An 11873-nucleotide genomic window follows, 5' to 3' on the forward strand; every position below is an offset into this window, starting at 1 on the left:
ACCTGCTCCAAAAGGCGTGGTCGGAAACGTATTTTTGGCTGGAAAAAGCACAAGAATATTTATGCCAGAACGCGTTCAAAACACCACAAAGAAAATCATGTAAAAACAAAACATTGGATGCGTGTTTTGAAAGGCTTAATTCTTAAGATCCTGTCTATGTGCCACTACTAATATCTAATTCGGATAAATATAATACTATAAATTAAAAACTAAATTTTCATTACTATTTTATTCTAATCGAAAGCTGAAAAATAATTCAGATACAGTTTAAACAAGGTTTCTTTATAATCGGTTTTCTCTTCACTTTTATTTAGTTTAAATAATTAGTTGACAAACAGAACAATAACATTAAAAAATACAAACATGATGTTATTGTTTCATTTCATTCTCAATGGAAAAATACATATACAATCAGACTAAAGTTAAAAATAAACATCCAAAAATCTAGACAACTCTCATAAAACAACAGTTATAAATGCCATATAGCACACATTTATGAAATTTATTACCACTCTTATTTATAGATTTTTCTCTCATAGGAATAGTAACCACAATCACTAATAACATGATATAAAAAGAAAATAAATCAATAGCGAAATAAAAAACTACCTTATAACCCATCCGTTACTCAAATATTCACTATATAGCAAAAAACCGAAACATTATGTAACTTCCGTTGCTCTGAATTAGAAGGAGAAACTATGTTAACTAAAAAACAAAACGGAAGTCGCTTTCTACGGACAGTAGAATGGCTAGGAAATGCTTTACCACATCCTGTTATTCTTTTTATTATCCTTATTGCTATTTTGTTAGTCTCTTCAGCAATCGGACAATATTTTGATATCACAGTAATTGATCCTCGTCCTGAAGGAGCAAAAGGCCGGGCTGAAGATGGAGTGATCCACATTGTCAGCTTACTGGAGCCAGATGGAATTCGTAAAATTCTCTCTAATTTGGTGACAAACTTTACTGGCTTTGCTCCACTGGGAACTGTTTTGGTTGCTATGCTTGGTGTCGGTATTGCAGAGCGTTCAGGTTTGTTATCTGCCCTGATGAGGCTAGTCGTGGTGAAAGCGCCACCAAAACTAACCACGTTAGCCATTGTGTTTGCGGGTATTATGTCAAATACCGCCTCAGAACTGGGCTATGTGGTGCTTATTCCGCTGGCTGCTATCATCTTCCATTCGCTTGGGCGCCACCCACTTGCCGGGCTTGCGGCTGCATTTGCTGGTGTATCCGGTGGCTATTCTGCCAACCTGTTATTAGGAACTGTTGACCCTCTACTTTCGGGAATTACTCAGCAGGCAGCACAAATCATCGATCCATCCTATACCGTTGGGGCTGAAGCTAACTGGTATTTCATGTTTGCCAGTACCTTTCTGATTTCTATTCTGGGTTATCTGGTGACTGAAAAAATTGTTGAGCCACAATTAGGCCCGTATACAGATGCTCTGAATGAAGATGAAAGTACATTTAAGAATGCCGCTGAAATTACCCCTCTGGAAAAGAAAGCGCTTACCGCAGCCTCACTAACGTTTGCTGTACTCGGTATCATTTTGGCACTGAACGTTATACCGGAAAACAGTATATTACGTAATCAGGAAACTGGATTAATCGGCAATTCGCCTTTCCTGAAATCTATTGTCGTCTTTATTTTTGTCTTTTTTGCTGTGCCGGGTATTGTCTATGGCTACGTCACTAAGACAATTAAATCAAATAAAGATGTAGTTGATGGTATGGCACAGTCCATGAGTAATCTGGGCTTATATCTGGTTATTATTTTCTTCGCTTCACAGTTTGTTGCCTTTTTTGGCTGGACTAATATTGGTCAAATTGTTGCTGTAAAAGGGGCTGCCTTCCTTAATGATATTAATCTGCACGGTGGTCTGTTATTTATCGGCTTCATCCTGATTTGTGCCTTTATTAATCTGATGATTGGCTCTGCATCTGCACAATGGGCAGTCACTGCTCCTATATTTGTACCTATGCTGATGCTGGCAGGTTACGCACCTGAGACTATACAGGCGGCCTACCGAATCGGTGATTCTGTTACCAATATCATCACCCCGATGATGAGTTATTTCGGGCTGATTTTAGCGATTACAGTAAGATACAAAAAAGATGCTGGGATTGGCACTATGCTTACCATGATGCTCCCTTATTCTGTGGTCTTTACGCTGGGCTGGTCGCTATTCTTCTATCTCTGGGTTTTTGTTTTTGGTTTACCTGTCGGCCCTGGTTCTCCCATTTACTATACACCTGCTGGTTGATAGCCCTTACTGTCTGATTCATTATTGCCCTACCCATTTACAGGGCAATAATTTTTATCTTCCCATCACCAAATAATCAGTAAGTTATTTTGCATAAATAAATTAAAACAAAATATTGCGTATTATCTCAAAACCTTTTGCCACAGATTGACGAAGACCTTATTGATATATTATGAATCTACATTAGATTGATTTTTATACCGAGGAGGCTACTATGAACACCTTTTCAAACCCCACCAGCATTCCTGATAATTACCGTGAAAAAATTCGTCAGATGAAACAAATTCTGCGCAAGCAAATCGGGAATGTAGAAACACTCTTCTCTCAGGTATGTAACAAGGTAGAAAAAGAGTTAGCTGACGCTAAAAAAGATGAAAGAAATCTGGGGAGTGCCTGGCCTGAATTACATTGGCATGATCTAGCTGAAGGTAAAGTGACAGAAGAAACCATACAGAAAATTAAACGTCGAGGCTGTTTGGTCATCAGGCAGAATTTCCCACGGGATCAGGCAATAAACTGGGATAAATCAATGCTTGATTACCTTGATATCAATGAGTTTGATCGCATTTACCAAGGGCCAAAAGATAATTACTTCGGCACTCTGAAAATATCCCGTCCGGAAATTTATCCTATTTACTGGTCGCGGGCACAGATGCAGGCCAGACAGAGTGAAAGAATGGCGCTGACACAATCTTTTCTGAATCATCTGTGGAAATTTAAATCAAACGGAGTGAACTGGTTCAACCCTGATGTCAGTATGATTTACCCTGACCGTATTCGTCACCGGCCTCCGGGTACGACTTCCAGAGGGCTGGGCGCTCATATTGATTCTGGCTCTTTGGAACGTTGGTTACTGCCCGCTTATCAAAACGTTTTCAGGCATATTTTTACCAATCGATTTACAGAATATGACCCCTGGGATGCGGCCTATCGCCCTGATGTGAATGAATTTGCTCATAAAACAAGATGTTCTGTTTTCAGAACATTTCAGGGGTGGACAGCACTGTCTGATATGCTGGCAAATCAGGGGCTTTTACATGTTGTTCCTGTTCCTGAAGCAATAGCCTATCTCCTGCTGCGCCCGCTGCTGAATGATGTTCCCGAAGATGAACTGTGTGATGTAGTTCCCGGTAAAGCCCTTCCCGTATCAGAGCAATGGCATCCTCACCTTATTCGAGGGTTATGCACTATTCCGGCATTACAGGCTGGTGATTCAGTCTGGTGGCATTGTGACCTGATTCACGCAATTGCTCCTGTAGAAAATCAACAGGGCTGGGGAAATGTGATGTATATTCCCGCAGCACCGCTATGTGATAAAAACCTGGCTTATGCCCATCATGTCGCAAAAGCGCTTGAAGAGGGCATATCTCCGGTCGATTTCGCTCCGGAGCATTATGAAAAAAGCTGGAAGAACCGTTTTACTTCCGCAGAATTGAATGCAATCGGTCTTCAGGGACTTGGGCTGAAAAACAAGGCATATTGAAACAATGTGCTTACCAAGCAAGCCTTCAGTTAACCGGCACGGAATGCCTTTGCTTTTACCAAATTACGATAAGCTACAGGAGTCAGTTCAAAATGTTTCTCAAACACTTTACTGAAATAATGAGGGTCTCTGAATCCAACTAATTGTGCGATATGCAATAAATTTAAATTATTGTCTTTCAATAACTGTTTTGCTGTTGATAGGCGGTAATTGAGCATGTATTTATGTGGAGAAACGCCAATCTGCGCCCTGAAATTACGTGTTAATGTTCTCTCCGAAACCCCTACATAGTTGGCAATATCTTTAATGGTGATCTGTGAAGTTATATTCTTTTGAATATAATTCTGAGCTATTGATACTAACTCATCAAATTGTGTATTACCTCCCACCTGAAAAAAGGGTTCTGACTGAAAGTCAGAGACTTCATGCATAAAATGTTTTTCAATAACTCTGGCAATCTTCAGGCCAAAAAATTTCGATATGAGGTAAACCAACAACTCCGTTTGAGAATTAATACTTCTGACACAATAAATATTATCATTATAAGTAATACTGGCTTTACGATTGACATGAATATCCGGAAAACAGCGAATAAGCTTATCATAAAATGACCAATGGGTTGTTACTGTTTTCCCTCTGAGTAAACCTGCCTGAGCCAGCCAGAATACGCCTGTTCCAGTTGCAACAATAACTGCATTATTATCTTTTTGTCGGCGCAGCCAAGCGAAAATATCTTCTCTGTTGACCATCGCAGGAAACGGATTTCCCCACATCGGGGGTAAAAAAATCAAATCACAATCGACAGGATCTGAAAATGTATGGTGAGTATGTAGCATAATTTGTGGGTATTGCTGATGATTTTTCGTTACACCACCCACAACAACCATCTGAAGTGGGTGCTTTTTTTGCTCTGCGTGACTTCTCAGACTACTGGCGCTGTTTAGCATATCTGATGCAAACGTAATTCCGCTTTGTAATGCTTTATCATATAAGACAAACGCTATTTTCATTCCCACTCTCCGGACACGATGTACCCGTATTACTTATCATTTATGGAGTTTCGAAAGACTGCCAACAAAGCTACAACTTAAAAAAATAACGGACATATAATATTTAATGTTTAGTTTCAATAAAGCCTGATGACAATATTCTCAGTTTTAATGACCAATATATCAGAGTATTAATTTACACAAATTGCTAAACTTCAAAGAAAACCTTTCGGAGTTCACGATGAGTAAATTACCTGTAATTGTTGGTTTAGGCGGTATCAATGCGGCAGGCCGAAGTTCTGGATTCCACGGATATAAACGTATTGTATCAAATAGCCTTCATGACACCGTCATGGAAAATACATGGAATGATTTATGCCACAGGATGGGGATTATTAACGGAACCGGACCTGTAACAAATGCCCAGATTGAACAGGCGAAAAATGGCACTCTAATCAGAAAAATAACGCTTTTCGATCCACATAACGTACCTGTTAATAAAATAATTACTCAATCTGATAATCAACTATTACAGCCAACTTATACTTCGCTCTCTGTATCCAGTGCTGGGCAAATACCGGAGGGGTTTGAAATGGGAAATTTATATAATGCCCATCATCATCCTCGCGGTTTGCGCCTTACTGTATATGGTGCTTCAGACTTACTAAATTCAATCGGCATTTCATGGTCGGAGATATCTGCATTGGTAGATCCCGATCAAATTTCCGTTTACGCCAGTAGTGCTGTAGGCCAGATGGATCAATTTTCACTATCAGGGCTAGTGGGTAATCGACTAAATGGACTGCGAGTCAGCTCCAAAATGTTGGCACTTTCTTTACCCGATATGCCTGCCGACTTTATTAATAGCTATATTATCAATAATATAGGCAGTACATCTGCCAATATTGGTGCCTGCGCCAGTTTTCTGTATAACCTCAAGCAGGGTGTTAACGATATCAGGCAGGGTAAGGCCAGAATTTGTTTAGTGGGATGTGCCGAAGCCCCTGTCGTCCCTGAAATACTGGAGGGATTCAGTGTCATGGGTGCTATGGCAGAAGACCATCAGTTATGTAAACTGGATGGAACTGATACTGTCAACAACCGTCGTGCCTGCCGTCCGTTTTCAACTAATGCCGGTCTGACACTTTCTGAAGCATCACAGTTCGTACTGCTGATGAGTGATGACCTTGCTCTGCAATGTGGCGCGAATATTCTCGGCTCTGTGCCTGATGTTTTTGTAAATGCCGACGCGAATAAGAAATCCATCTCTTCTCCGGGAGTCGGTAACTATATTACGATGATAAAAGCCGCGGCCCTTACTAACAGCATTCTGGACGGTAAGTTACAGCACTCTTACGTTCAGGCACATGGCACCGGCACACCGCAAAACAGAGTTACTGAAAGTCATATTATCAATGAAGTCGCGAAAACCTTTGGCCTCAGTCATTGGGATGTTACCGCTATTAAAGCATATGTCGGACACTCTTTTTCTGCCTCTGCCGGCGATCAATTAGCTAATACACTGGGTACTTGGCAGTATGGCTGGATACCCGGAATTAAAACAATCGACCATATTGCTGAAGATGTACACGCTTCCAATCTGAACATCTTAAAGCAGGACAAGTTTACTGGTGAACAAGGCAATGGGATGCGTGCCACAATTATTAACTCGAAAGGATTTGGCGGAAATAATGCCAGTGCGGTTGTTCTCTCCCCACAACAGACCATGCAAATGCTGATGAAAAAACATGGCAAGGCAGCCATCAGTAATTATCACAATATTAATCAATTAGTTAAAGAAATTAGTGAACAACAGGATCAGGCCATTTGCCGTGGCGAGGAGTCTGTTATTTATAATTTCGGTAATTCAGTTATACAGCCTTCAGATATCGAACTCTCACGTCAGGAAGTGAAGCTGGCAGGTTTCAAACATAGCATAAAGCTGCCTAATGCCGATGAATTCCGCGAATTTCTGTAAAACTCCCTCTATTACATATTCTGGACACTCAGAATTTGTTTGAAATAATCTGACCGTCACCAATGCAGAATTAATGATGGTCAGATACGACTCATTCAGCTTATTAAAGTTGCTTGTTTATTACTGTAATCTCCTGCTGCCATTTTTCCTGTAAAGCTGGCTTCTGGTGTTTGGGTTTTCTGTTCAAATCCTCCTGTAAAAGCCTCTCCAGCTCAATCAAACGTTGTAGCAATACTTCCTCATCACATCCCGATTCCACTTTTGACTGTTTACACTCAGGATACTGCTGTTCCGGATTGACTGAATTATTTCCATGTTCAAGCAGGGTATAGATCTCTTCAACATTGTTATATTCAGCTAACTCACCATTGTTAATCAGCCAGAAACGATTACAGCTTTGTTCGATAAGACGTCGATCATGACTAACAATCAAAGCCCCCCCTTTGTACTCTTTCAGAGTGTCAAAAAGTTCTTCTTTACCTTCCAGATCAAGATGGTTAGTCGGTTCATCAAGCAACAACAGGTGGTAACGTGCCAACGTCAGCCCCACAAACAATAAACGGGCTCTCTCACCACCACTCAGTGACGCCACCTTCTGTTGATGTCGCTGATATTCAAAGCCTGCACTGATAAGCGCCCGTTTGCGTAAATCATCAATGATTGGAGCAAAACGAAGTAATGCATCACTCAGTGTTTCATCATCCTGAATCTGCTCAAGTGATTGATCGTAATAGCCAAGCCGACATTGAGGGTGGTAACTCACATTCTGCAATGTTTTTTCCAGATATTCCTGATACAGCGCTTTCAATAGCGTGGATTTTCCACTGCCGTTATTACCCAGAATGGCTACTCTGTCACCACTTTTGATCTGCTTTGACAGCACATGAAACAGAACAACATCAGTCCCCACAGGCATGACTGCCATTTGTTCTATATTCAACAACCGATTAGCTGGTAAAGAGTCCCCCTGAAGCGTCAGCCTCCACGGTGTACCCTGTGTCAGTTTGGTTTGCTGTTCAGCCAGACGCTGTTTCCGTGCCTGCATTGTCTTTGCCTTGCGGGAAAGATCCGGGTTGTCATAAGCCTTACCCCATACCGCTAACCGCTCAGCGCTTTGCTCCAGCCTGTCTATCTCTTTTTGCTCGCTGGCATGACGTTGCAGATCAGCCTGATCACGTTCAAGCAATGCCTGCCTTGCCTGAGAACAGGCCATACCAAAGTGATGCAGGGTTTTATCCCGCATGATCCAAGTCGTATTCGTCACCTTATCCAGCAGCGTTTGGTCATGCGATACCACAACAAACGAGCCTTTACACTGAATTAAAAAAGATTCCAGCCATAAAAGGGAAGTTAAATCCAGATGGTTACTCGGCTCATCCAGTAACAGTAAATCAGGTTGCTGGATCACCGCACGGCCAAGCAATAAGCGCATATGCTGACCACCACTGAGGTTTCCGATAGGCGTCTGCCAATCCTGTTGGGAAAAGCCCAGTTCCGATAACAGAAGTTCCGCCCGCCAAATTTCATCAGCCTTAATTTTTTCAGCAATGGCTTCAATTAATGTTGCATCATGCAGAGATAAAGGCAGATGCTGTTCGACATAGGCCAGAACACACTGATTGGCAACCGTCATCTGGCCACCATAATCTTCCAAATTACCGCTGAGTAATTTCATCAGCGTACTTTTGCCACAACCGTTATGGCCAATAAGCCCTATTTTGTCACCTTTATTCAGTGTAAACGTAATGTCCTCAAATAAAGAAGACGAGGAGAAAGCGATAGAAAGTGATTGTGCAAATAAATAAGTACTCATAGATAAACTCAAGAATTCTGGGTGTAAAACACCGTTGTCAGATGCTGACAATAATTCTTCGAGTCTGAGTGAAGATAACCCGAACTATCAATTCACTGTTTCAGAACAGTAATCGAAAATTTTTCGCTCAAACTGAGATTATCGCAGCGTATGCCACAAACTCTTGAGCCAGTTCCTATCGCCAAATAAGCGAGCGTTAAAGAAACGCTGCACAAACATCAGGAACCTCCTTTTTTATCAGGGAAAGTAATGGTACTTTCTGGTTATTCGGTGTGCACAGAATATAAGCTCTCTTTCAATAAAAGCAAACAAATCAGACAGACAGTGTGAAAAAGTGCGTTCGGGTTCGCATATATCTTCTAAACTCAACACATTAATAATTGAGAGAAAACAGAAAAATAATTTTAGTAATAAAAGGAGGCATGTTATGTCAAGCTCAGACTGGCTAAGTACGTTAGAAACGCCCTTTCTGCTGATTGATGAATCACGTTTTATCCGCAACATTAACCGGCTCTATAGCCATATTGAACATCTTGGCGGTAAAATACGCCCACACCTGAAAACCCTCCGTTCTTCCGAAGCTGCAAAATATCTACTGAAAGACGCCTCATCCCCCGCTACCGTTTCCACTCTGGCAGAAGCAGAAGGTTTTGTTGCAGCGGGTTACACCAATATTTTGTATGCAGTAGGGATTTCGCCCCATAAATTGACTCGTGTAGCTAATCTGCTTAATAAAGGGATCAATATTCACATTCTACTTGATACGCAAGAACAAGCCTTAGCAGTCGCTGAATATGCAAAAGCCAATAATGTGACTTTTTCCGTATTTATTGAAATTGACTGTGATGGTCATCGTGGTGGTATCCGGCCAGATAGTGGTGATCTCATTGAACTGGCAAAACTGGTTGATGGCAATGGCGCAACTCTGACTGGCCTGCTGACTCATGCCGGAGAATCCTATTCATGCCGAACAGGGGAACAACTCAGGGCTGCTGCAAAAGCTGAATGTGATGCTGTCAGGCAAGCCGCCAGACGGATCAGAGAAGTGGGTATTGCCTGTCCGATTTTGAGTGTAGGTTCTACACCAACCGCACACTATGTCGAAGATTTGAGTGGTATTACTGAAGTGCGGGCTGGTGTTTTTTCCACCTTTGATCTGGTCATGAAGAATATAGGAGTCTGTACTCTGGATGACATTGCTATGTCAGTTGTGACAACCGTAATCGGCCGTAATAAAGAAAAAGGCTGGATCTTTATTGATGCCGGATGGATGGCAATGTCCAGAGATCGTGGAACTGCTGAAGGCCCGATAGATTATGGTTATGGGCAGGTTTGCAATCTGGATGGATATCCTTACCCTGATTTATACGTTGCAATGACGAATCAGGAACATGGCATTATTGTGTTATCGGCCGAATCCGGCATGAAAACAGAAGATTTTCCTGTAGGTACAAGATTACGTATCCTTCCTAACCATGCCTGTGCAACCGCCTCTATGTATTTACAATATCAGGTTATGAAACAAGGCTCGTCTGAACAGGAAACATGGCATCGTATTACTGGCTGGTGATATTAACTCAGCCGGAATTTCTACAGAAAATTTATAGAATTACTTTTAAATGTGTGTGATTTGTTGATCGCACACAAATCATCTGATTTTTACTTTCTATAAAAAGTAAAAGCCCCAGATTAACCTGTCTCTTGATCACATCTCCGAATCAAGAGATAGGGCAAGTTGGTAGCCTTCAAGCAAGGTTTGTAGTTTGAACCAGCCTTCCCATAGCCTCTGCCAGCCTACTATTCCGGTTCGCTTACTGTCATTCCAACCAGCGAGCCTCCCTAATTTTAAATAGGCCCAATGTAAGCTAGGTACTTGTTTGGGGAGTGTCTTCGACTCCGTTTTCAACCATAATAATTTCCATGCTATCGGACTCAGTAGACTTTCACATGCTAGGTTTTTAGCGCGTTCTGTTTGTAAACTAAGATAGCGCAACTGTTGGATACGAACCGCAATAAACGCTAATACAACGATCATTCGTTCCAAATTGTCTTTGCTTTGCATACGAAGTTCTTCGACTTGTGTTCCCCCTGTTTTCCATGATTTATGAAAATCCTCGATTAACCAACGTTTCTCATAATACTCAAGGATTTTTTGTGCTTGTTTAGCCGTTGTAACAGGTTCATTGGTTAAAAGGTGCCAACATAATCCTTCGTTATCACCTTGTTCCTGACAACCAACATAAAAAAGTGAGATGGAATGACCCGTTTTATTTGAGGGTATTTTTATCGAAACCGGCGCAAATCGAATATCACAGATGGCATATCTTGATTTACGACCGCCTTTTTGTTGAACATGAACGCTCCGTTCCCCAGCACTACATAGCGATGCACTAAATGGGTGAAGCCTATCATCAGTTTGCTCAATGCATCGACTTTGCATGGAGCGAACAACAAACCGCTGTTGTTGTTCTGTTTTATATCGAAGATATTCAATGATATCCGCTTCTCTGTCACAAACAGAGATGACGTTGTTCATTTGTTCGCCGAGTCTCAATGACATAGCTTGCGAGGCGCGTTGCCATTTATAACTCTCTTTATCTTCATAAGCGCGCCGGTTTCGGTCTTTGCGTTGCCCATAAGAAGCACTATCCCGAGTCCAACGATGTTGTTCAATTAAGCCAATAACCTGTTGCTCTTCTGGTGAAAAGAGTAAAACAGAATGAACTTGCAAACCTGATGAATTTTTATGAGATGTTGTATGGCCTAGCTCACTGGCTGCTGTTGGATGCTTAAACTCCAAAGAAGTGCTGTCTTCCAACGCTAATAAACAGTTGTGAGCCATACAAGCGTCAACCGTTGCCGCAAAACCAGCTTCTGCAATAGCTTGGGCGTCAATATCATCGTTACGAACAAAGCGATAAGCCGCTTCAATCTCAGCACTTGAAGAATGAGATTGTACAATGGATTTTCCCGTATTAGCCGCTAGTTGGCTAGCAAGCAGAATAAGCCTTTTCGTTCGACGTGCATCGCCTAATTTAGCCTGTTGGAATGTTGCTTGCGCCCAGACAGAAGTATCAATAGAAAACATAAAATTATCCCAAAACAGTCTTTTAGGATCAGATCAATGTTAATGAAGAAAGTTCAATAAATCCCTCGTTACTACTGAGGGATTTGTGTAGAAGAGACAGAGATTAACGGGGCCTTACAGATAAAAACTTACCTAAGCTCGCTTAGATAAGTCGTTGGGTAGGGCACGTGCGCCCGAAACGGGTTAGCCGTTGCCCTCCCACCGAACCGTACGTGCACATTTCTATGCATACGGCTCTCCATTGGATCAAAC

At 41.7% G+C, this 11873-nt stretch carries 7 protein-coding genes; 4 read left to right on the forward strand and 3 right to left on the reverse strand.

Annotated elements, in window-relative coordinates; translation table 11 throughout:
* The first annotated feature begins 701 nt into the window (after positions 1–701).
* Both Xinn_RS18240 and Xinn_RS18245 read left to right on the forward strand, forming a co-directional pair.
* Positions 702–2270 (forward strand): AbgT family transporter, encoded by a 1569-nt coding sequence (locus Xinn_RS18240; protein WP_086955777.1) that lies wholly within the window; start codon positions 702–704, stop codon positions 2268–2270.
* Positions 2271–2484: 214 nt separating this feature from the next.
* Entirely contained in the window at positions 2485–3753 is a 1269-nt protein-coding gene (locus Xinn_RS18245) for a DUF1479 domain-containing protein (protein ID WP_086955775.1), read from the forward strand.
* Positions 3754–3782: 29 nt separating this feature from the next.
* On the opposite strand, the gene Xinn_RS18250 is transcribed toward Xinn_RS18245, so the two are convergent.
* Positions 3783–4763 carry a GlxA family transcriptional regulator gene (locus tag Xinn_RS18250; protein WP_086955774.1) on the reverse strand — a complete coding sequence of 327 codons (981 nt, stop codon included), beginning with the start codon at positions 4761–4763 and terminating at the stop codon, positions 3783–3785.
* 220 nt (positions 4764–4983) lie between these two features.
* Between Xinn_RS18250 and Xinn_RS18255 the strand changes: the two genes are divergently transcribed.
* Positions 4984–6720: a beta-ketoacyl synthase gene (locus Xinn_RS18255; protein WP_086955772.1), complete on the forward strand. Its 1737-nt coding sequence runs from the start codon at positions 4984–4986 to the stop codon at positions 6718–6720.
* A 103-nt stretch (positions 6721–6823) separates the two neighbouring features.
* On the opposite strand, the gene Xinn_RS18260 is transcribed toward Xinn_RS18255, so the two are convergent.
* Complete coding sequence (locus tag Xinn_RS18260) at positions 6824–8533, reverse strand: ABC-F family ATP-binding cassette domain-containing protein (RefSeq protein WP_086955770.1); 1710 nt, start codon at positions 8531–8533, stop codon at positions 6824–6826.
* Between the two features lie 427 nt (positions 8534–8960).
* Here Xinn_RS18260 and Xinn_RS18265 point away from each other — a divergent pair, with 427 nt between their 5' ends.
* Entirely contained in the window at positions 8961–10103 is a 1143-nt protein-coding gene (locus Xinn_RS18265) for a DSD1 family PLP-dependent enzyme (protein WP_086955768.1), read from the forward strand.
* A gap of 135 nt (positions 10104–10238) precedes the next feature.
* On the opposite strand, the gene Xinn_RS18270 is transcribed toward Xinn_RS18265, so the two are convergent.
* Positions 10239–11621: an IS4 family transposase gene (locus tag Xinn_RS18270; RefSeq protein WP_086955766.1), complete on the reverse strand. Its 1383-nt coding sequence runs from the start codon at positions 11619–11621 to the stop codon at positions 10239–10241.
* Between the last annotated feature and the right edge of the window lie 252 nt (positions 11622–11873).

Origin of the sequence: Xenorhabdus innexi, from assembly GCF_002632485.1 — a bacterium.
GTDB classification, from domain to species: Bacteria; Pseudomonadota; Gammaproteobacteria; order Enterobacterales; family Enterobacteriaceae; genus Xenorhabdus; species Xenorhabdus innexi.

Coding starts and splice junctions, on each gene's coding strand:
- Xinn_RS18255 (WP_086955772.1), top strand. CDS start 4,984: ATGAGTAAATTACCTGTAATTGTTGGTTTAGGCGGTATCAATGCGGCA.
- Xinn_RS18250 (WP_086955774.1), bottom strand. CDS start 4,763: ATGAAAATAGCGTTTGTCTTATATGATAAAGCATTACAAAGCGGAATT.
- Xinn_RS18240 (WP_086955777.1), top strand. CDS start 702: ATGTTAACTAAAAAACAAAACGGAAGTCGCTTTCTACGGACAGTAGAA.
- Xinn_RS18270 (WP_086955766.1), bottom strand. CDS start 11,621: ATGTTTTCTATTGATACTTCTGTCTGGGCGCAAGCAACATTCCAACAG.
- Xinn_RS18265 (WP_086955768.1), top strand. CDS start 8,961: ATGTCAAGCTCAGACTGGCTAAGTACGTTAGAAACGCCCTTTCTGCTG.
- Xinn_RS18260 (WP_086955770.1), bottom strand. CDS start 8,533: ATGAGTACTTATTTATTTGCACAATCACTTTCTATCGCTTTCTCCTCG.
- Xinn_RS18245 (WP_086955775.1), top strand. CDS start 2,485: ATGAACACCTTTTCAAACCCCACCAGCATTCCTGATAATTACCGTGAA.